General features: G+C 56.0%; 21 protein-coding genes. 13 read left to right on the top strand and 8 right to left on the bottom strand.

Translation table 11 applies throughout. The features are described 5' to 3' along the window. The first annotated feature begins 36 nt into the window (after positions 1 to 36). Positions 37 to 519, top strand: coding sequence for an FxsA family protein (locus V8J85_RS10535; RefSeq protein ID WP_339953693.1), 483 nt, complete (start codon positions 37 to 39; stop codon positions 517 to 519). 58 nt (positions 520 to 577) lie between these two features. Continuing rightward, positions 578 to 1,087: a protein-export chaperone SecB gene (gene secB, locus V8J85_RS10530; protein WP_339953692.1), complete on the top strand. Its 510-nt coding sequence runs from the start codon at positions 578 to 580 to the stop codon at positions 1,085 to 1,087. A 3-nt stretch (positions 1,088 to 1,090) separates the two neighbouring features. Here the strand turns inward: secB and dnaQ are convergent, their stop codons facing one another. From dnaQ to V8J85_RS10510, 4 genes are read right to left on the bottom strand one after another with little or no spacing between them, the layout of a single operon-like run. Continuing rightward, positions 1,091 to 1,822 (bottom strand): DNA polymerase III subunit epsilon, encoded by a 732-nt coding sequence (gene dnaQ / locus V8J85_RS10525; protein ID WP_339953691.1) that lies wholly within the window; start codon positions 1,820 to 1,822, stop codon positions 1,091 to 1,093. Continuing rightward, entirely contained in the window at positions 1,815 to 2,405 is a 591-nt protein-coding gene (coaE, locus tag V8J85_RS10520) for a dephospho-CoA kinase (protein WP_339953690.1), read from the bottom strand. The genes dnaQ and coaE overlap by 8 nt, the downstream gene beginning before the upstream one ends. Continuing rightward, entirely contained in the window at positions 2,402 to 3,229 is an 828-nt protein-coding gene (locus tag V8J85_RS10515) for a shikimate dehydrogenase (RefSeq protein ID WP_339953689.1), read from the bottom strand. Before V8J85_RS10515 ends, coaE begins: the two co-directional genes overlap by 4 nt. After that, positions 3,226 to 3,825 (bottom strand): Maf family protein, encoded by a 600-nt coding sequence (locus V8J85_RS10510; RefSeq protein ID WP_339953688.1) that lies wholly within the window; start codon positions 3,823 to 3,825, stop codon positions 3,226 to 3,228. Before V8J85_RS10510 ends, V8J85_RS10515 begins: the two co-directional genes overlap by 4 nt. A 399-nt stretch (positions 3,826 to 4,224) precedes the next feature. On the opposite strand from V8J85_RS10510, the gene hemJ reads away from it, so the two are divergent. The 7 genes from hemJ to V8J85_RS10475 all read left to right on the top strand — a co-directional run bounded on the left by hemJ (position 4,225) and on the right by V8J85_RS10475 (position 11,563). Beyond that, the gene (gene hemJ, locus V8J85_RS10505; protein WP_339953687.1) at positions 4,225 to 4,674 is read left to right on the top strand and encodes a protoporphyrinogen oxidase HemJ; all 450 of its coding nucleotides are present in this window, start codon (positions 4,225 to 4,227) and stop codon (positions 4,672 to 4,674) included. Between the two features lie 116 nt (positions 4,675 to 4,790). After that, positions 4,791 to 6,062, top strand: coding sequence for a transcription termination factor Rho (rho, locus tag V8J85_RS10500; protein WP_339953686.1), 1,272 nt, complete (start codon positions 4,791 to 4,793; stop codon positions 6,060 to 6,062). 30 nt (positions 6,063 to 6,092) lie between these two features. Continuing rightward, on the top strand, positions 6,093 to 7,370 hold the full coding sequence (gene mnmE, locus V8J85_RS10495) for a tRNA uridine-5-carboxymethylaminomethyl(34) synthesis GTPase MnmE (RefSeq protein WP_339953685.1): 1,278 nt from the start codon (positions 6,093 to 6,095) through the stop codon (positions 7,368 to 7,370). Between the two features lie 11 nt (positions 7,371 to 7,381). Beyond that, positions 7,382 to 9,253, top strand: coding sequence for a tRNA uridine-5-carboxymethylaminomethyl(34) synthesis enzyme MnmG (gene mnmG / locus V8J85_RS10490; RefSeq protein ID WP_339953684.1), 1,872 nt, complete (start codon positions 7,382 to 7,384; stop codon positions 9,251 to 9,253). 1 nt (position 9,254) lies between these two features. Beyond that, positions 9,255 to 9,872 (top strand): 16S rRNA (guanine(527)-N(7))-methyltransferase RsmG, encoded by a 618-nt coding sequence (gene rsmG / locus V8J85_RS10485; RefSeq protein ID WP_339953683.1) that lies wholly within the window; start codon positions 9,255 to 9,257, stop codon positions 9,870 to 9,872. After that, entirely contained in the window at positions 9,850 to 10,686 is an 837-nt protein-coding gene (locus V8J85_RS10480) for a ParA family protein (protein WP_339953682.1), read from the top strand. Before rsmG ends, V8J85_RS10480 begins: the two co-directional genes overlap by 23 nt. Further along, positions 10,676 to 11,563, top strand: a complete 888-nt coding sequence (locus V8J85_RS10475; RefSeq protein ID WP_339953681.1) for a ParB/RepB/Spo0J family partition protein — start codon at positions 10,676 to 10,678, stop codon at positions 11,561 to 11,563. Before V8J85_RS10480 ends, V8J85_RS10475 begins: the two co-directional genes overlap by 11 nt. Here the strand turns inward: V8J85_RS10475 and hemW are convergent. From hemW to rph, 3 genes are read right to left on the bottom strand one after another with little or no spacing between them, the layout of a single operon-like run. After that, positions 11,557 to 12,717: a radical SAM family heme chaperone HemW gene (gene hemW, locus V8J85_RS10470; protein ID WP_339953680.1), complete on the bottom strand. Its 1,161-nt coding sequence runs from the start codon at positions 12,715 to 12,717 to the stop codon at positions 11,557 to 11,559. The genes V8J85_RS10475 and hemW overlap by 7 nt on opposite strands. After that, a complete protein-coding gene (rdgB, locus tag V8J85_RS10465; RefSeq protein WP_339953679.1) occupies positions 12,710 to 13,315 on the bottom strand; it encodes an RdgB/HAM1 family non-canonical purine NTP pyrophosphatase in 606 nt (201 codons plus the stop codon). Before rdgB ends, hemW begins: the two co-directional genes overlap by 8 nt. After that, positions 13,315 to 14,022: a ribonuclease PH gene (gene rph, locus V8J85_RS10460; protein WP_339953678.1), complete on the bottom strand. Its 708-nt coding sequence runs from the start codon at positions 14,020 to 14,022 to the stop codon at positions 13,315 to 13,317. The genes rdgB and rph overlap by 1 nt, the downstream gene beginning before the upstream one ends. A gap of 117 nt (positions 14,023 to 14,139) precedes the next feature. Here rph and hrcA point away from each other — a divergent pair, with 117 nt between their 5' ends. The 4 genes from hrcA to V8J85_RS10440 are packed head-to-tail and all read left to right on the top strand — an operon-like array spanning position 14,140 to position 16,873. Continuing rightward, a complete protein-coding gene (hrcA, locus tag V8J85_RS10455) occupies positions 14,140 to 15,204 on the top strand; it encodes a heat-inducible transcriptional repressor HrcA (protein ID WP_339953677.1) in 1,065 nt (354 codons plus the stop codon). A 12-nt stretch (positions 15,205 to 15,216) separates the two neighbouring features. Further along, complete coding sequence (locus V8J85_RS10450) at positions 15,217 to 15,774, top strand: nucleotide exchange factor GrpE (RefSeq protein WP_339953676.1); 558 nt, start codon at positions 15,217 to 15,219, stop codon at positions 15,772 to 15,774. Between the two features lie 36 nt (positions 15,775 to 15,810). Next, entirely contained in the window at positions 15,811 to 16,392 is a 582-nt protein-coding gene (locus tag V8J85_RS10445; protein WP_339953675.1) for a hypothetical protein, read from the top strand. Next, positions 16,367 to 16,873, top strand: a complete 507-nt coding sequence (locus V8J85_RS10440) for an endonuclease V (protein WP_339953674.1) — start codon at positions 16,367 to 16,369, stop codon at positions 16,871 to 16,873. The genes V8J85_RS10445 and V8J85_RS10440 overlap by 26 nt, the downstream gene beginning before the upstream one ends. A 39-nt stretch (positions 16,874 to 16,912) precedes the next feature. Here V8J85_RS10440 and mutS read toward each other — a convergent pair whose 3' ends face one another. After that, positions 16,913 to 19,525, bottom strand: a complete 2,613-nt coding sequence (mutS, locus tag V8J85_RS10435; protein WP_339953673.1) for a DNA mismatch repair protein MutS — start codon at positions 19,523 to 19,525, stop codon at positions 16,913 to 16,915. Between the last annotated feature and the right edge of the window lie 112 nt (positions 19,526 to 19,637).

The raw sequence follows: 19,637 nt of genomic DNA, 5'->3' as shown, positions 1-19,637 counted from the left end.
ACCTTGCCACTGCTATTGAGACGAAAGGTGCCAATCATGTGGTTGTTACTGGCGTTTATCGCCGTTCCAATGATCGAAATCGCGCTGTTCATTCAGGTCGGCGGACTGATCGGCGTGTGGTGGACGTTGCTCATCGTTTTGGTGACCGCCGTCGCCGGATCATATCTGGTGCGTGCCCAAGGGTTGCGCGAACTCGGCAATCTGCAGAAATCGTTTTCGGATCTGAAAGATCCAACCGAACCATTGGCCAATGGGGCAATGATCCTGTTCGCGGGTGCGCTTTTGCTGACGCCGGGCTTTTTCACCGATATCGTCGGCCTCTCGCTTCTTGTGCCTTCTGTCCGGCGTGCCGCATTTGTATGGGCACGTTCGAAGATCAAGGTGAAGCGGTTCCAGATGGGGCCGCAGCCGACGCATGATCCGGGCGGCCCCCGCGACCGCGTGATCGATGCGGAATTCGAGGATGTAACGCCGGGGAAAAAGCCGACCCATCCGACATCCGGATGGACACGGCATTGAGCCTTTAGACACGGGCTGTTAGGAACGCGCGAACCAATTTCAACTGGAGCGAATTCCAATGTCCGATACACCCGAAAACGGGGCCGCACCGGCGCAAGCCGCACAAGCACAACAAGTCAAAAGCCGCGTTCTTGCGCAATATATCCGAGATATGTCTTTCGAGAATATCCTGGCTCAGAAGGGCGTGCAGGGCGATGCACAGCCGGAAATCCAGGTGCAGGTGAACCTGGACGCACGCAAGCGGACAGCGGAAAACCAGTTTGAGATCATCACCAAGCTGAACATCACCAGCAAGACCAAGGAGAAGGGCGAACCTCTATTCGTGCTGGAGATCGAATATGCGGGCGTGTTTCAGGTCGAGGGCGTACCGGATGAGCAGATGCATCCTTATCTGTTGATCGAATGCCCGCGCATCACGTTCCCATTCCTGCGTCGAATCGTCAGCGACGTGACACGTGACGGTGGTTTCCCACCACTGAATCTGGAAACGATTGATTTCCTTGCGCTTTATCGCACTGAACTGGCCCGCCGGGCCGAGTCCGAAAAAGCCAAAGCGCCCGAGCAATAGACGTTAGCCAAGTTTTTTCCAGACAGCGCCATCGCCTAGACCGTCGACAAAGGCGGCATGGGCGGCGGCTTCTTCGTTTGTGAGCCGCGGGTTCAGTGCTGTCGGGCGAGGCATCGGACGCCAATCTTCCTGACCTTTGGAATCGCCTGTTTGGCGCGCATCTGCGGAAAGCGCAAAATCCGGCTGCCGCCCGCCAATCAGTTCCAGATAGACATCAGCGAGTATCTCGCTGTCGAGCAAAGCGCCGTGCAGTGTTCGTGACGAATTGTCGATCCCGAACCGACGGCACAGCGCGTCGAGCGATGCCGGAGAGCCGGGAAATTTTCGCCGCGCGATGGCGAGCGTGTCGATCGCCTGATCCATAGGCAAAAGCGGACGGTTGACCCAGCCTAGTTCGGCATTCAGAAACTTCATATCGAATGCCGCGTTATGGATGACCAGTTTAGCGTCACCCACGAAATCGACGAAATCCTGTGCGATGTCTTTGAAAACAGGCTTGTCGCGCAGCGTTTCCTGGCCGGGCTTTGGATTTTCCGGCGGGTCGAGCAAGTCCGGGCCGATCCCATGCACTGCGAAAGCATCGGCAGGCATCGACCGTTGGGGATTGATGTATTGATGATATGTGCGGCCCGTCGGGACATGACCGATCAGTTCGACGGCGCCGATTTCAACGATGCGATCACCTTCATCCGGTTCAAAGCCGGTGGTTTCGGTATCGAGGACGATTTCACGCATCGGATACACCCTTAAGTTCACTGATCAATTTTCGCACGGCCGCGTGGGTATCGTCCAGCGTCAGCGTCTCGATGATATAGTCCGCCCGAGCGCGTTTTTCGACATCCGGAACCTGCCGTTCGAGAAGCGCGTTGAACTGCGCTTTGGTCATGCCGGGACGTTGCATCACGCGGTCCCTTTGCACGTCCGGCGGCGCAGTGACCACAAGGATCGCATCCAGCCAATGGTTGGCATCGGTTTCGAACAAAAGTGGAATATCGAAAACCAGTAACTGGTCGTCATGAGAATCGATGAAATTTTGTCGATGCTCCGCAACAAGAGGATGTACGACGCTTTCAATTTTATTCAGTGCTTCGGAATCTTCGGCGATAATGCCTTTCACAGCCGCACGACTAACCTGCCCATCCTGAATCACCGCCGGAAAAAGATTCTGAATCGGTTCTACCGCATCACCACCCGCGCGGTAAAGCTGGTGTACGGCGGCGTCAGCATCCCAAACCGGGATCCCTTCGTCGCGAAACATCTGCGCCGTCGTCGACTTGCCCATGCCGATCGACCCGGTGAGACCCAGAAAAAAGCTCATCCAAGGACTGCTTTCCGGGTGTCATCATCGACGGCAGGGCGGACGCCGAACCATCGTTCGAATCCGGGAACGCCCTGATGAAGCAGCATGCCAAGGCCGTCGACGACCGTGCATCCTATCGTCCGAGCTGATTCGAGGAAGGCCGTATCTAGGGGCGTGTAAACGATGTCCGTCACGACGGCTGCAGGATTGAGGTTGTCGAGGGGAACCTTGAACGGTTGTGCGCCCTTCATGCCAAGAGATGTCGTGTTGATCACTGTCGTCGCATCGTCCAGCATCGTATCGGCCTGCACCCAGTCGACGACGCGGATACGCGTACCGAATTCATCACGCAACGCCTCTGCCTTGGGGCGGGTGCGATTGGATAACAGGATTTCGGGGACGCCCGCATCGGCAAGCGCGACAATGATCGCGCGGGACGCGCCGCCAGCACCGAATATCGCCGCTGGCCCCGATTTCGCATCCCAGTCCGGCGCACCCTGTCGCAGATTGGCCATGAAACCATAGCCGTCTGTATTGTCGGCCAGGATTCGGCCGTCGTCTTTGAATGTCAGCGTATTGGCTGCGCCGATCAGGGTTGCGCGATCGCTGATATGATCCGCGAATTTCAACACGGCGACTTTGTGCGGCAAGGTAACGTTGACCCCGACATAACCTTTGGCTGGCAGGTTTTTCAGAATGGCTTCGATCCCGCTTTCCGGGACGTCGATTGCGTCATAACTGCCTGTAAGACCATAGCGCTGCAGCCAGTGCCCATGCAGCCTGGGAGATAGAGAATGATCGATAGGATGTCCGATGACGCCGGCGCGCGGTATCTGGGTCATGCGGGAAGTGTTCCGCGAAGCGTCAGGTAAGACAAGAGCTCCAGAAGCGGAAGACCCAGAACGTTGAAGTAATCTCCGTCGATGCGACTGAAAAGACGCACACCTTCTTCCTCCAGCTTATAGGCGCCGACAGCGTGTTGGATGCTGTGCCAATTTCGGGCGACATAATCGGCGAGGTACGTGTCGGTGGCGTCACGCATATGCAAACGCACCGTGCCGACATGCCGCCAGACTGGTCGGTCATTTTCGTAGATGACCGCCGCAGAAAGTAATTGATGCTTGCCGCCACGAAGCGATTTCAGTTGTGCCAATGCATCATCTGGCGTGGTCGGTTTCGTAAAAAGGTCACCACCATGCGCAAGGACCTGGTCACACCCGATGACGAGTGCACCGGGATTGTTCGCAGCGACCTTTTGTGCCTTGAGCTCGGCAAGTGTGTCGGCAATGTCGCGGGGTGACGCATCCTCAGCTACCAGAGATCGTTTGACGGCATTCTCATCGATCTTCGCGGCCCGCACATCAAATGTCAGGCCCGCATTGCGCAGCAATGTGGCGCGGATTTCAGAACCGGAGGCAAGAATGATCTGGATAGACATGTGGATAACGAGCGGGAGAACCGATGTGTCGGACGGAGGAAAAACGTGGGCTTTTCCTGCCTGTCCACCGTTCAGTATTCAAGTCATGTTTTGTCCCGAAGGCATCAAATCGTTTTCCACACGGTAAAAGGATAAAGTGACGTTGTGGAGGAATCGCCATGCGGTCAAATGTCAAGAGGTCGAAGGAGCAACGTGGAAAGAAACATGCTCAAGATAATTAAATTAAATCAATATGTTAATTCTTTCTTTGGGTAGATTTGGGATGTAGGATCATCCCCGTGTGCGGGGGATAAGTCTGCGGATGAACGAAGAAACCACAGATTTCAGGCTTACAAACAACAACATCATCTTTTCTTTCTTTTATATTTAATTCAGGAAGATCGTCAGGAGCGTAGAACAATGATCGATCTCTTGAATGGCATTTATCCCTGGATCAAAGCCTTGCATGTCATGGCAGTGATCGCATGGATGGCCGGGATGTTCTATCTTCCGAGATTGTTCGTCTATCATGCAGAGCGGGCCAGTATCGGATCCGAGCTTGATCGGACGTTTCAGATCATGGAAATGAAGCTTCTGAAGATCATCATGAACCCGGCAATGATCGTCGTGTGGATTACCGGGCTCATGATGATCGGGTTGGGTGCTTTCGATTGGGGTGCCGGTTGGGCCTGGATCAAGATCATATCGGTACTTTTGATGTCGGGGGCGCATGGTTGGATGGCGGCACGCCGCAAGGAGTTTGCGGCTGGAACGAACACGCGGTCTGGTCGTACCTACCGGCTGTTCAACGAGATGCCGACCGTGTTGATGGTGTTCATCGTCGTCGCTGTCGTGGTCCGTCCGTTTTAGGGTCCATTGACTCGTCGTGGCGTGATCCTTATTTGTTTCGCAGCGGACCGTCCGGTCCAGCACTTCCACCTTGAATAGATGATATGTCGGCCACGATGCCGCATCAGGGATATGTGATGTCACAACACCGTTTGAATTTGGCCGATCTAAAGGCGCAAAGCCCCACCGACCTTTTGTCGATGGCCGAAGAATTGGAGATCGAAAACGCCTCGACCATGCGGAAGGGCGATATGATGTTCGCCATTCTAAAAGAACGGGCCGATGAGGAATGGATCATCGGTGGTGATGGCGTGCTGGAAGTCTTGCAGGATGGGTTTGGGTTCCTGCGGTCGCCCGAGGCGAACTATCTGCCGGGTCCCGATGATATCTATGTGTCGCCGGATATGATCCGGATCCATTCACTTCGCACAGGTGACACAGTTGAAGGCGTGATCAAGGAGCCGAATGACAACGAGCGTTACTTTGCGCTGACATCTGTCGAAACGATCAATTTCGAAGAACCGCACAAGGCGAAGCACAAGGTCGCTTTCGATAACCTTACGCCGCTTTACCCGGACGAACGGCTGACGATGGAAGTCGAGGATCCGACGATCAAGGATCGCTCGGCCCGGGTGATCGATCTGGTCGCACCGATCGGGAAGGGGCAGCGATCACTGATCGTGGCGCCGCCGCGGACCGGCAAGACAGTGCTGCTGCAGAACATCGCCAATTCGATCGAGAAGAATCATCCCGAGTGCTATCTGATCGTTTTGCTGATCGATGAGCGGCCGGAAGAGGTGACGGATATGCAGCGGTCCGTTAAGGGTGAGGTTGTGTCCTCGACCTTTGACGAACCTGCAGCACGGCACGTGGCCGTATCGGAAATGGTCATCGAGAAGGCGAAGCGGTTGGTGGAGCATAAGCGGGATGTCGTGATCCTGCTGGATTCGATCACCAGGTTGGGACGTGCGTTCAATACGACCGTCCCGTCGTCTGGGAAAGTGTTGACGGGTGGTGTTGACGCGAATGCGTTGCAAAGGCCCAAGCGGTTCTTTGGTGCGGCCCGGAATATCGAGGAGGGCGGGTCGCTGACGATCATCGCGACGGCACTGATCGATACCGGATCGAAGATGGATGAAGTGATCTTTGAGGAATTCAAAGGGACAGGTAACAGCGAGATCGTGCTGGATCGGAAAGTGGCGGACAAGCGAGTCTTCCCCGCGATGGATATTCTGAAATCCGGGACGCGGAAGGAAGACCTTTTGGTGGACAAGACCGATCTGGCCAAGACGTTTGTTTTGCGGCGTATCCTGAACCCGATGGGGACAACCGATGCGATCGAATTCCTGCTTGGGAAGTTGAAGCAAACGAAGACCAATTCCGATTTCTTCGATTCAATGAATACCTGAATTATTGTTTTAAAACAATAAGCTAGTGAAATGAAAACGATCTTTGCCCTCGCGACGGCCCAAGGGTGTGCGGGCGTCGCTATCGTGCGACTGTCTGGCCCGGATGCTGCACGAGCTGCCGGAAGGCTAATGACGGACGTGCCTGCGATGCGCGGTGTCCGTCGGTTGACGGACACCAATGGGGATCTTTTGGATGAGGCGCTGGTTCTGCGGTTTGCGGAAGGTCGGAGTTTTACCGGAGAGGAGGTTGTCGAGCTGCATTTGCATGGCGGTCCGGCGATCGTATCGGCCGTCTTGCATGAGCTGGGAAAACAGCCGGAGCTGTCACCGGCAGAACCTGGTGCGTTTACGCGGCGAGCGTTGGAAAACGGTCGCTTGGATTTGGCGCAGGTCGAGGGCCTTGCCGATTTGATCGACGCGGAAACCGATCGTCAGCGTCAGCAAGCCATCAGGGTTTTTTCCGGGGCGCTGGGGGATTTGGTTGATGGGTGGCGCGCTGACCTCGTACGTGCCGTGGCCTTGTTGGAAGCGACCATCGATTTCGCTGACGAAGACGTACCGGTTGATGTCAACCCGGAGGTCATTGAACTGATGGATGGTGTCATGGCCGCGATGGCGCGTGAGTCTGCGGGCGTCGTCGCGGCCGAACGGATTCGTGACGGGTTCGAGGTGGCGATCGTGGGGGCGCCGAATGTCGGAAAGTCGACCTTGCTCAATCGTTTGGCCGGACGGGATGTGGCGATTACGTCCGAGGTCGCCGGCACGACCCGTGATGTCATCGAGGTACGGATGGACATTGCGGGCTTTCCGGTCACCATGTTGGATACCGCCGGAATTCGTGAGACGGATGATATCGTGGAAGGGTTGGGTGTTGATCGGGCGCGTCACCGCGCCAGTGAAGCAGACATTAGAGTACATATGTTGTTATCAAGCGATGATGATACACCAGATATCGGAAAGTTTGACATTATTGTGTGGGCTAAAGCCGATCTTGGATCAGAGACCGGAAGTGCTGTTTCCGGTTTGACCGGGAAGGGTGTGGACTGGTTATTGAGCGAGATTGCGACTCGCTTGCAGGACCGCGTCGCCTCTGTCGGGGTCGCGATGCGGGCGCGGCACAGGCACGCGATGACACGTGCTGTTGAAGAGATAGAGATGGCGCGACGTTTGCTTGATGACGGTGAAGGAACAGAGTTTGCTGCCGAACACTTATGGTCGGCGGTTCGGGCGGTGGATAGCCTTGTGGGGCGTGTTGATGTAGAAGATATTCTCGGAGAGATTTTCGCCAGCTTCTGTATCGGCAAGTAGGAGTGTTTCACGTGAAACATCAGGACTTTGACGTTTTGGTTATCGGTGGCGGCCATGCGGGGGCTGAGGCCGCTCATGCCGCAGCGCGAATTGGGGCGCGGACGGCCTTAATCACACTGACCAAGGGGTCAATCGGGGTCATGTCCTGCAATCCGGCAATAGGTGGGTTGGGAAAGGGGCATCTGGTCCGGGAAATCGATGCGCTGGATGGTGTGATGGGCCGTGTCGCAGATCGGGCCGGTATTCAATTTCGACTGTTGAATCGCAAGAAGGGCCCGGCTGTCCAAGGACCCCGTGCGCAGGCAGATCGGCAAATTTATCGCACGGCAATGCAGACGGAGCTGGCGGCGTGTCAGAACCTACAGGTGATCGAAGGTGAGGCTGTTGATTTGATGATGAGCGACGAAACCGTCGCTGGTGTCATTCTGGCGGACGGAAGCGCGATTTCTGGATCACAGGTCGTTTTGACGACAGGTACTTTTCTACGTGGCGTCATACATATCGGCGACGTCTCGCGCCCTGGTGGACGAATGGGAGATGCACCATCTGTCGCTATGGCGGAAAGGTTGGATGGCTTTGGTTTACCTTTGGGCCGATTGAAGACTGGAACGCCGCCGCGGTTAAATGGGCGAACCATTCGCTGGGACGCACTGGAAATGCAGCCAAGCGACGACGCGCCGACCATGTTTTCCTTTTTGTCGAAAAGCCCGTCCGCAGCACAGATCGAATGTGGAATTACACATACTAATGCGCGGACCCACGATATCATCCGGGCAAACCTTGATCGTTCGGCGATGTATGGTGGCCACATTTCCGGCGTCGGGCCCCGTTACTGCCCATCGATCGAAGATAAGATCGTCAGGTTTGCAGAGAAGACATCGCATCAGATATTCTTGGAACCCGAAAGCCTGAGCGATGATACCATTTACCCGAACGGCATTTCGACGTCTTTACCCGCCGAGGTTCAAGAGGATTATGTCAGATCCATCTACGGTCTTGAAAATGCAGAGATTTTGCAGCCGGGTTATGCGATTGAATATGACTATGTTGACCCGCGATCGCTTGGACAGACGCTAGAATTGCGTGATGTGCAGGGGCTTTTCCTTGCGGGGCAGATCAACGGAACAACTGGATACGAAGAAGCGGCGGCGCAGGGTCTGGTCGCCGGTGTGAATGCGGCGGCGAAAGCACTTGATCGTGATCCCATCCATTTCAGTCGGCGAGATTCCTATATCGGGGTCATGATTGATGATCTCATTACACGCGGTGTTTCCGAACCATATCGGATGTTTACATCCCGGGCGGAGTTTCGATTGTCTCTGCGTGCCGACAATGCCGATCAAAGGCTCACGGCAATGGGGCACGCTGTGGGTGTCGTGGGCGATGAACGATGGCGTGTGTTCTTGGAAAAGCGGGAAGCGCTTGAAAAAGCGACCACATCATTATCCTCAGTCAGCTTTTCAGCACGCGAAATTGCTGCACTGGGGACCAAACTGAATCCTGATGGTGCTCGCCGCTCCGCACTTGACGCCTTGTCTTTGGCTGATTTTGGTTTTGATCAGCTGGATCAGTTGACGGATCGCGCATTCACGATCCCAAATGACATCCGGGAGCAGCTAAAGCGCGATGCGCTATATTCACATTATGTGGCGCGGCAGGAACGGGAAATCGAAAACCTGGCCAAAGATGAGAAAGCGCTGATACCCGAATACTTGAATTACGCTGAAATCAACGGACTTTCGGCAGAGCTTCGGGCGAAATTAGAGGCAATCAGACCCTCAAATGTCGCGCAAGCGAATAAAATCGATGGTATGACACCGTCCGCAATGATTTTAATCTTAGCGGCGTTGAAGCGGCAACAGGCGCCGTTGACTGGTACCTGATATGCCGCAGGAGGTCGGTGGTGTCGATGTTTCACGTGAAACACTTGACCGGTTGATACATTTCTCAAACGCTGTCGAAAAGTGGACAAAAAAGATCAATCTAATTGCTCCGGGTACGATCCATACGCTTTGGGAGCGTCATGTCATTGATTCTGCACAGATATTTGCAATTATTCCCAATAAACCACGCCAGTGGCTCGACATTGGCAGTGGTGGTGGTTTCCCCGGACTCGTTATCGCCATTCTGGCCAAGCAACACATGCCAAGCATGAAGATCACATTGATCGAGAGCGATCAGCGCAAGACCGTTTTCCTACGATCTGTCGCCCGCGATCTTGACTTGCCTTGCAGTGTCATTGCGCAACGCATCGAAAAGGTTCCGGCCATTAACGCAGACATAGTATCGGCCCGCGCGCTGACATCACTATTGACGATCATGCCGCTGCTTCATCGACATCTTGAGCCGGATGGTACCGCTCTTCTTCACAAAGGTAAGCGCTACCGCGATGAAATCGCCGTCGCATCAAAAAGCTGGTCCTTTGACCTTGAAGACCACCCCAGTTTGACCGATCCTGACGCCCGACTTCTGGCCATTCATGGCATATCTCCAATCGGGTGACGGCGTGCAAAAAACTCCGAAAATTATCGCGATCGCGAACCAGAAAGGCGGCGTTGGTAAGACGACGACAACCATCAATCTGGGTGCCGCTTTTGCTGAAAAGCGTAAGAAAGTCTTGCTGATTGATCTTGACCCGCAGGGCAATGCATCGACCGGTCTTGGCGTAAACCAGGATCAGCGCAAAGTTACGTCGTTCGATATTCTTCTGGGCGACAACGATCTTGCATCGGCCATACAGCCCACATCCGTCAAAAATCTGTCGATCATTCCAGCGACAACTGATCTGGCGTCGGCCGATATTCTGCTTACCGACAAAGCCGAGCGCAGCTCGCTATTACGCAAGGCATTGCTGGATGGCAGTAATGACATTGCAGTTTATGACTACATATTGATTGATTGCCCGCCATCTCTCAATATATTGACAGTGAATGCGATGGTGGCTGCGCATTCACTTGTCGTTCCCTTGCAAAGTGAATTTTTCGCGCTGGAAGGATTGTCGCAGCTCATCCTGTCTGTGCGTGATATTCGGCGTAGTGCGAATCCGGATTTGCGTATCGAAGGTATTGCTTTGACGATGTATGACCGACGAAACAATCTATCGCTTCAGGTCGAAGACGATGCCCGCGAAAATATGGGTGACATGGTGTTCAAAACAGTGATCCCCCGCAACGTCCGTTTAAGCGAGGCACCGTCATTCGCGATTCCCGTCCTGGCCTACGACACTCATTCAAAGGGTAGCGAAGCATACCGATCGCTGGCAAAGGAAATCCTGAATCGCACCAAAGCAAAAGGAAATATCGCTCATGGCGCGTAACACGAAAAAAACCCGCGGTCTTGGCCGCGGTTTGTCTGCTTTGATGTCGGATGTCGCGCAGGATGACACAACGACAGCGACGTCAGCCCGCGCCGATCTGCATGTGCCGGTCGAACGGGTCCACCCAAACCCCGATCAGCCGCGTCGCACCTTCGCGCCCGACGCATTGGAAGAATTGTCGGCATCCATCGCTGAAAAAGGCATCATTCAGCCTTTGATCGTTCGACCGGCACCGCATCACGATGGCCACTACGAGATCGTGGCGGGCGAACGCCGTTGGCGTGCAGCGCAAATGGCCAAACTTCATGAAGTTCCCATCATTTTGCGCGAATATGATGATACCGAAGTCCTTGAAATCGCGATCATCGAGAACATTCAGCGGGCTGATCTGAATCCGATTGATGAGGCTATGGGATACCGCCAACTGATGGACCGTTTCGGCCACACCCAGGAACAGATGGCGACCGCACTTGGCAAAAGCCGTAGCCACATCGCCAATCTTCTCCGTCTTTTGACATTGCCAAAAGAACTACACGGTTACCTCGTCAGCGGCGCCCTGACCGCCGGTCATGCACGGGCGCTGGTTGGGCACGATCTGGCGACAGAACTGGCCCGCGAAGTCATTCAGCGGAAATTGTCGGTGCGCGAGACTGAAAAGCTCGCGAAAAAGGGTCCGGCTATCAAGAAACGCGCCGTACCGGGGGCACCTGTGCCGAAAGATGCCGATACCGTGCAGTTGGAAAATGAACTGGCGGCGGCACTTGGCATGAAAGTCACGATCGATCACAAACCAAAGGCGGAAGGCGGTAAGTTGACCATCGGCTACCGCACGCTTGAACAACTCGACGATCTGATGCGCGTTTTGTCTGGTCAATGATCCGGCAAAAGTTCACGTAAGATCGCGTTCAAGATCGGTCGACCAGCCTGCGTTAATGTCAACCTGTCATGGTCAAAAGAAACCATATCGATTTCTGTCAAATAACTGATTTTATTGAATAAAGATTCATCTCCTTTCAATTCTAACCGCGACAAATCCACACCCCGAAACAGCCGCAACCCCATTAACAACAATTCGCTGCGTTGCGTTGCCAAATCCAGCGCTTCCCGCACACCCTCGCCACGTCCCGTCCGACGGACCTGGCTGAGCCATTCCATTGGTGCCAAAGGCGTCTCGATCGCATAACGCTGTCCAGCCAGCGTCAACCGTCCATGCGCTCCCGGTCCGATTCCTGCATAATCGCCGTAACGCCAATAGATCATGTTATGTACGCTCTCGGCACCACATCGGGCATGGTTCGAAATTTCATATCCTGCCATTCCCGCCGCCGTGCACATGTCCTGGGTCAACAGGTACATATCGGCGGTCAGGTCGTCCTCCGGCAAATCCCGCAATCTCCCCCGCGCGTATAGATCACCAAAGGCTGTCCCATCCTCGATCGTGAGCTGATAAAGCGACAGGTGATCGACGGCGAAGTCCAACGCCTGTTGCAGCTCCGACCGCCAATCCTCCAATGACTGCCCCTGCCGTGCATAGATCAGATCAAAACTGACCCGATCAAAAATGCCTCGCGCGACATCAAAGGCGGTCATCGCTTCGGCGACGGAATGCAATCGGCCCAATCGTTTCAAATCAGCGTCGTTCAACGCCTGAATACCCATCGATACCCGGTTCACCCCCGCATCCCGATACCCAGCAAAGCGGCCCGCCTCTACCGATGTCGGATTGGCCTCCAGTGTCACTTCCAGATTATTTGCAATCGGCCACGTGCGCCGCACGGCTTCCAAAACGGACGCAACCACATCCGGGTCCATCAGGCTTGGCGTGCCACCTCCAAAAAAAACCGACCGCAATACACGGCCTCGGGTCTCTTCACCGATACGCGCAATCTCACTCAGATAAGCCTTCTCCCACGCCTTTTGATCGATTTGGGCGACAACATGAGAGTTGAAATCACAGTAAGGACATTTCGCCTGACAAAACGGCCAATGGATATACAGACCAAAGCCGCCATGCTCCCAGTCTTCAGTCAAAGCACGCCTTCAACTTCGCGATAGCATCGGCGCGATGGCTGATCTTGTTCTTTTCCCAACGATCCATCTCACCAAAGGTCTGATCATAGCCATCCGGTTGAAAAATCGGATCATAACCATGTCCTTGATCCCCTCGCATCGGCCAAACGACTTGACCTTCCATGACACCGGGAAACACCTCATCATGCCCATCCGGCCAAGCAAGCACCAAGGTACAGTTAAACTGTGCTCTGCGCGGGGCGGGGGCACCGACAGCGTCCAATTCCCGATGTGTCCGCTCCATCGCCATCACAAAGTCACGGCCATTCGGTGTCTCCGCCCAATCAGCGGTATAGACCCCCGGCGCACCATCCAACGCATCAATCGTAATCCCGCTATCATCCGCTAAGGCCGGCAACCCCGTCGCCTTGGCTGCAGCATGGGCTTTAATGCGGGCATTCCCGGCAAAGGTCGTCTCGGTCTCTTCCGGTTCCGGCAGATCATGATCAGCATTCGAGGTCAGCGTAATGCCATACGGCTCCAACAAATGCCGCATCTCCTCCAGCTTCCCCTGATTGTGGGTCGCAATGACCAGCCGATCACCGTCAAATTTCCGCATTAGCCCACCGCAGCCATCTGAGCCGCTGTCAGCTCTGAAATCCCTTTCTCGGCCAGATCCAGCAGCCCATCCATCTGCGCACGGCTATAGGTTGACCCCTCGGCGGACATCTGCACCTCGATCAGCTTACCGCCCGTCATGACAAAATTACCATCGACTCCGGCCTCACTATCCTCTGGATAATCAAGATCCAACACTTCCTGCCCCGCATAGATACCACACGACACAGCGGCGACTGGCTCCATCAACGGATCAGAAATCACATCCCCGGCCTTCATCAACTTCTGCACCGCCAGCTTCAACGCCACCCATCCGCCGGTGATCGATGCGCAGCGCGTCCCGCCATCCGCCTGGATTACATCGCAATCCACAACAATCTGCCGCTCACCCAAGGCAACCCGATCCACACCTGCGCGCAGCGACCGGCCAATCAGCCGCTGAATCTCCTGCGTCCGCCCGGATTGTCCATTCTTCGCCTCCCGCCGCATCCGCGTATTCGTCGCGCGCGGCAGCATGCCGTACTCGGCCGTCACCCATCCAAGGCCGGAGTTTTTCAGAAACGGCGGCACCTTTTCATCAACCGTCGCCGTACATAGCACATGCGTGTTCCCGCACTTGATCAGGCAGGACCCTTCCGCATGCATCGTCACCCCTGTCTCGATCTCAATCGAGCGCATTTCATTCGTCTGCCGTCCAGATGGGCGCATGGGAAAACCTCCTTGTTGATGACGTCCCGGGCATACGCCGCACGCAAATGAAATCCAACCCCGATTGACGGCCCGACCATCTTCGTTTTAATTGCCCAGCCTCCCAAGGGAACCGCAATGAACGATCAGACGCCCAACCTGCAGGATATGAACGACCGCTCGCGCGAGGTTTTCCGGCGCGTGGTCGAAGGCTACCTTGAATCCGGGCTGCCTGTCGGTTCCCGGACGCTCACCCGTGATTTCTCGGAAAAGGTCAGCGCAGCCACGATTCGTAACGTGATGCAAGATCTCGAATACCTCGGCCTCCTCGACAGCCCCCATGTCAGTGCGGGCAGGGTACCCACGCAACTCGGCCTGCGCATGTTCGTTGACGGCCTGCTCGAAGTCGGCGACCTCGACGGCGACGACCGTGAAAAGATCGACCGCACGCTTGGCACCAATGACCAGGATGTCGCGACGGTGCTCAACGAAGTTGGCCAGGCCCTCTCCGGTGTGACCCATGGCGCGAGCCTGGTGCTGACCCCGAAACACGAAGCGCCCGTGAAACACATCGAATTCGTCTCACTCTCGCAGGACCGTGCGCTTGTCGTGCTGGTCTTCGCCGACGGGCAGGTCGAAAACCGCATATTCACGCCGCCGCCGGGTCAAACGCCATCCTCCATGCGCGAGGCCGCCAATTTCCTTAACGCTATTGCTGCGGGTCACACGCTGTCTGACCTCAGCAACGTCATCACCCGCGAAATCACGCAACGGCGGCAGGAAATCGACGCACTCGCCGCAGAACTGGTCGAAAGCGGTCAGGCGCTTTGGGAAAACGAAGGTGAACCGACCGAACGGCTGATCGTGCGGGGCAGGGGCAACCTCCTCTCAGACAGCGAATCCGAGGTCGACCTCGACCTGATCCGCACCCTCTTCGATGACCTCGAACGCAAGCGCGACATCGCCCGTTTCCTTGATCTGACCGACGACGCGGACGGCGTGCGCATTTTTATCGGGTCCGAGAACAAATTGTTCTCACTTTCGGGTTCCTCTCTCGTCGTTTCCCCTTATATGAACGCCGACCGAAAGATCATCGGCGCCGTTGGCGTCATCGGGCCCACGCGGCTCAATTACGGGCGCATCGTGCCCATCGTGAATTACACTGCACAGCTGGTCGGCAAACTGATCGCCGACCGCTCTTGATAGGAAGACCGCATGTCCGAGAAAGAAGAAGAACTGCAAAGCCTGGATGAACTCGCCGCTGAAGGCAACGAGGCCGATTTCGAAGCCGCCGCTGCGAGTTTCGACGAGATCGAGGCGCTGCGGGCCGAACGCGATGATTTCCGGGACAAGTTCATGCGGGCGCTGGCCGACGCGGAAAACACGCGCAAACGGGCCGACCGCGACCGGCGCGAGGCGGAAAACTATGGCGGCTCCAAACTCGCCCGCGACCTGCTGCCCGTCTACGACAACATGAGCCGCGCCTTGAACGCGGCGAATGAAGGCGAGGAAAAGGTGCCCGAGGCGCTCTTGGAAGGTGTTGAACTGACGATGCGGGAACTCTTGAACGTGTTCAAGAAACACGGGATCGAACCGATTGAGCCGCAAGTGGGCGACAAATTCGACCCCAAACAGCACGAAGCGATGTTCGAGGCACCGTTGCCGGGAACAAAGGCTGGCGAGATCATTCAGGTGTCGGCAAGCGGGTTCATGCTGCACGACCGGCTACTACGGCCCGCGCAGGTCGGGGTTTCGTCGACGCCAGCAAGTTGAGGGATTGATAAGGCCGTCACGCACGAAGTATCCGAGATGAAATACATCGTCAGGTCTCGCTACACATTGGAGTTTTCGACCCAACACGAAAGCGAGCAAAATCTGTTTGCGGAGATCGCGGAGAATGTATCCTACCTAACTGAAGAAAGAGGGGTACACGACAGGGTGATACCGCCAGCCTTGATGGCGACAAAGAACTTCGCGGTTTACGCTCGCGGGATGGTGGACTCAGGTCACAATCATGTTCTCGAATTAATAGAACTGAAGTCTCTGCATGTTCGAGCGGTTCTTTGTGATGCGATTTATCTTTTTGAAGTGGCTGGGCTCGAAGAATACGCCCAGCTCGTCCATGATTTCCAACGTATTTTAAACGAGAATAATGGTCTTGATAGAACTGCATTTCTTAGATCAGGAATGGAAGAGCTCGATAAGCGCTTTGATCGTCTCTATGATAATTACTATATGCCGTGGTATCTTGTCACCAAGGTCCTCTTGAAAAGACCGGAAATTGAATACTTTGACAGCTTGGACGAGGGTGAAATTGCTGAAAGACGAGTAGCATTGGCTACCGAATGGATCGAAAAGTATCCTGATGTCCTCGCTCATCCTCGCAACTGATGTTTCCTATCCGTCGGCCGGTGGGGCGATTGTTGCGGGTGGTTTGTTCAAAGACTGGTCATCTTTGTCCTTTGAAAAGAGCCTGATCCACAAAGTTAGCGCAGTCCTTCCATATGAACCTGGCGCTTTCTATAAACGCGAAATGCCGTTGATATTGGGTCTTGTCTCAATGCTAGATGAAAAACTTAGGGCTATCGTGATAGATGGATACTGTACTCTCGGTAGAAACGCCGCGAATGGTATGGGCGGCCATCTCTTCGACGCGCTTGATGGATTGATCCCCGTTGTTGGCGTGGCAAAGACAAAATACAAAGATACGCCAACTGATCGCGAGCTATATCGTGGCAACAGTTCAAGACCATTATTCATCACGGCTAAAGGAATTGGCCAAACGACTGCAATGAATGCTATTGCCTCGATGAGTGGTAATTATCGCATGCCGAAATTATTACAAGAAATAGACCGTATAAGCCGTGAGTGATGCTACAATGACGCCTGTCTTATTTGTCGTCGTTTTGTCTCACCCATCCCCCACCAACCCCCGCAGCTCATAAACCAACTCCAGCGCCTCCCGCGGCGTCAGCTCATCCGGCAACACATCCTTCAACCGACCCTCAACCGCCGACTCCTTTGGCGGGGCCACCACGGGCGCTGCCACCGCCGAAAACAACGGCAGATCATCGATGATCGCCTTCTGCGCTCCGCCGCCCTCGCGTTCGCCTTTTTCCAGCGCCTCCAGCACCACTTTCGCCCGCTCCACCACGACCGGCGGCAGCCCGGCCAGTCGCGCGACCTGAACGCCATAGGACCGGTCCGCCGTACCCCGCCGCACCTCGTGTAGGAAGATCACGTCGCCTTCCCACTCCTTCACCGCGACGGTCGCGTTTTCGACCCCGTCCAGCTTGCCCGCGAGCGCCGCCATCTCGTGGTAATGCGTGGCGAAGAGGGCTCGGCAGCGGTTCACGTCGTGCAGATGCTCCAACGTCGCCCAGGCGATTGAGAGGCCATCATAGGTCGCCGTCCCGCGCCCGATTTCGTCGAGGATCACCAGCGCCCGGTCATCCGCCTGGTTGAGGATTGCCGCTGTCTCAACCATCTCGACCATGAAGGTCGACCGCCCTCGGGCGAGGTCGTCCGATGCACCAACCCTGCTGAAAATCTGACTGACGACCCCGATATGCGCCTCCGCCGCAGGCACAAAACTCCCCATCTGTGCGAGGATCGCGAGAAGTGCATTCTGCCGCAGGAACGTCGACTTACCCGCCATGTTCGGCCCGGTCAGCAGCCAGATATGCGCGTCGCTTAGCGTGCAATCATTGGCGACAAACGGCGCGCCGTCCTTCTGCAAAGCGGCTTCGACCACCGGATGCCGCCCGCCCGTGATCTCAAACGCGCGGCTGTCATCCACCTTGGGCCGCACCCAGCCATCCGCGGCGAGATTTGCAAGCCCCGCCGCCAGATCAATCTCGGCCAATGCGCGCGCCAATGCTCCCAAAGGCCCCGCCTGATCGATGATCGCCTGCCGGAGCGACTGATACAGCCGCTTCTCAATCTCCAGCGCGCGACCACCCGCGTTCAAAATCTTGGTTTCGGTCTCAGACAACTCCACCGTCGTAAATCGCACCTGATTGGCGGTCGTCTGGCGATGGATGAACCGGTCATCGGCCATCATCTTGTCGGCATGAGTCGCGGTCGTCTCGATAAAGTACCCCAGCACGTTGTTATGCTTGATCTTCAGCGACCCAACGCCGGTCTGTTCCACATACTGCGCCTGCATTCCAGCAATGACCGACCGGCCCTCATCCCGTAGGGTCCGCACTTCGTCCAGTTCGGCATCATAGTCTGGTGCGATAAAGCCACCGTCGCGCGACAACAAAGGCGGCTCGGCAATCAGCGCTTCATGCAGTATCGCCAGCAGTTCATCATGCCCGGTTAGGTCCCGCGTTGCGTCCGCGAGTGGTATGTCATGCGGCAACAGTTCAGCCAGCGCCAAAGCCTGCCCCAACGTATTCCGCACCGCCGCCATATCTCGCGGGCCACCACGATCCAGCGCCAGCCGCGACAAGGCCCGGTCCAGATCATGCACGCCGCGCAAGGCCTCGCGCACATCCGCCGCGAGCCGCGACTGTTCCACAAAAAACGCCACCGCCTCTAGCCGTGCATTGATCGTCGTCAAGTCGCACGAGGGCGATGCCAACCGTCGTTCCAGCAACCGCGCCCCGCCAGCCGTAACGGTCCGATCAATGCAATGCAGCAACGACCCCTGCCGCCCGCCCGCCATCGCATGGGTCAATTCCAGCGATCGGCGCGTCGCCGCATCGATCTGCATCGCCGCCGCTTGCACCTCTTTCGATGGCGGGCGCAGGAGAGGCAAATTCCCACGCTGGGTGATGTTCAGATACTCCGCCACTGCGGACATCACCGCAATCTCGGCCCGTGAAAACGCGCCAAACGCATCGAGCGATCCGACCTTGTAAAGATCGCACAGCCGCTTCTCACCCGCGGTCGAGTCAAAAGCCGCCGCACCCAGAGTCGTCAATGTCGCGCTAGCCTCGGACACAACGCCGGACCAATCCGCCTCTGACCCATCAACAACGATCACTTCGCGGGGAGTCAGTCGCGCCAATTCCGGCCCCAAAGCTACTCCCGCACAAGGCATCACATGAAACGCCCCTGTCGAGATATCGACCCAGGCAAGCGCGCCCTCATCCCGCACGACATGATAGGCGGCCAGAAAGTTATGGCGCCGCGCGTCTAGCAGTGAATCCTCGGTCAGCGTCCCGGGTGTGACGAGCCGGACCACTTCACGCTTCACAACCGCCTTGTAGCCACGTTTTTTCGCCTCCGCCGGGCTTTCCATCTGTTCGCAGACCGCCACGCGAAAACCCTTGCGGATCAGCGTCAGAAAATACCCCTCCGCCGCATGGTGCGGCACGCCACACATCGGGATGTCCTCGTCGCCGTGCTTCCCCCGCTTGGTCAATGCGATGTCCAAAGCCTCTGCCGCAGCGACAGCATCGTCAAAGAACATCTCGTAGAAATCGCCCATCCGGTAGAAAAGCAGCGCGTCGGGATGCTGGGCCTTGATCTCAAGATACTGCGCCATCATCGGCGTCGTCGTGGCTTTGCTCATGCGTCCCCCGGATCGTTCGGGGCACAATATCGGCGGCATGTTAGCGACGAAACCCCGAAATCAGCCCATTGCAGGGGCAATCCCGAACCCGCTATGTCTGGCGGACGATAAT

The organism is Yoonia sp. 2307UL14-13, assembly GCF_037572755.1.
In the GTDB taxonomy this organism is placed as follows: domain Bacteria; phylum Pseudomonadota; class Alphaproteobacteria; order Rhodobacterales; family Rhodobacteraceae; genus Yoonia.
This window is presented reverse-complemented; position numbering and strand designations above follow the sequence as displayed.

Bases quoted from the DNA above. Each gene is read 5' to 3' on its own strand.
- rph (WP_339953678.1), bottom strand. From the start codon at position 14,022: ATGCGCCCATCTGGACGGCAGACGAATGAAATGCGCTCGATTGAGATC.
- V8J85_RS10475 (WP_339953681.1), top strand. From the start codon at position 10,676: ATGGCGCGTAACACGAAAAAAACCCGCGGTCTTGGCCGCGGTTTGTCT.
- V8J85_RS10445 (WP_339953675.1), top strand. From the start codon at position 15,811: ATGAAATACATCGTCAGGTCTCGCTACACATTGGAGTTTTCGACCCAA.
- dnaQ (WP_339953691.1), bottom strand. From the start codon at position 1,822: ATGCGTGAAATCGTCCTCGATACCGAAACCACCGGCTTTGAACCGGAT.
- mnmE (WP_339953685.1), top strand. From the start codon at position 6,093: ATGAAAACGATCTTTGCCCTCGCGACGGCCCAAGGGTGTGCGGGCGTC.
- hrcA (WP_339953677.1), top strand. From the start codon at position 14,140: ATGAACGATCAGACGCCCAACCTGCAGGATATGAACGACCGCTCGCGC.
- V8J85_RS10450 (WP_339953676.1), top strand. From the start codon at position 15,217: ATGTCCGAGAAAGAAGAAGAACTGCAAAGCCTGGATGAACTCGCCGCT.
- rdgB (WP_339953679.1), bottom strand. From the start codon at position 13,315: ATGCGGAAATTTGACGGTGATCGGCTGGTCATTGCGACCCACAATCAG.
- coaE (WP_339953690.1), bottom strand. From the start codon at position 2,405: ATGAGCTTTTTTCTGGGTCTCACCGGGTCGATCGGCATGGGCAAGTCG.
- mutS (WP_339953673.1), bottom strand. From the start codon at position 19,525: ATGAGCAAAGCCACGACGACGCCGATGATGGCGCAGTATCTTGAGATC.
- rsmG (WP_339953683.1), top strand. From the start codon at position 9,255: ATGCCGCAGGAGGTCGGTGGTGTCGATGTTTCACGTGAAACACTTGAC.
- rho (WP_339953686.1), top strand. From the start codon at position 4,791: ATGTCACAACACCGTTTGAATTTGGCCGATCTAAAGGCGCAAAGCCCC.
- V8J85_RS10510 (WP_339953688.1), bottom strand. From the start codon at position 3,825: ATGTCTATCCAGATCATTCTTGCCTCCGGTTCTGAAATCCGCGCCACA.
- hemJ (WP_339953687.1), top strand. From the start codon at position 4,225: ATGATCGATCTCTTGAATGGCATTTATCCCTGGATCAAAGCCTTGCAT.
- V8J85_RS10515 (WP_339953689.1), bottom strand. From the start codon at position 3,229: ATGACCCAGATACCGCGCGCCGGCGTCATCGGACATCCTATCGATCAT.
- V8J85_RS10480 (WP_339953682.1), top strand. From the start codon at position 9,850: ATGGCATATCTCCAATCGGGTGACGGCGTGCAAAAAACTCCGAAAATT.
- secB (WP_339953692.1), top strand. From the start codon at position 578: ATGTCCGATACACCCGAAAACGGGGCCGCACCGGCGCAAGCCGCACAA.
- V8J85_RS10440 (WP_339953674.1), top strand. From the start codon at position 16,367: ATGTCCTCGCTCATCCTCGCAACTGATGTTTCCTATCCGTCGGCCGGT.
- V8J85_RS10535 (WP_339953693.1), top strand. From the start codon at position 37: ATGTGGTTGTTACTGGCGTTTATCGCCGTTCCAATGATCGAAATCGCG.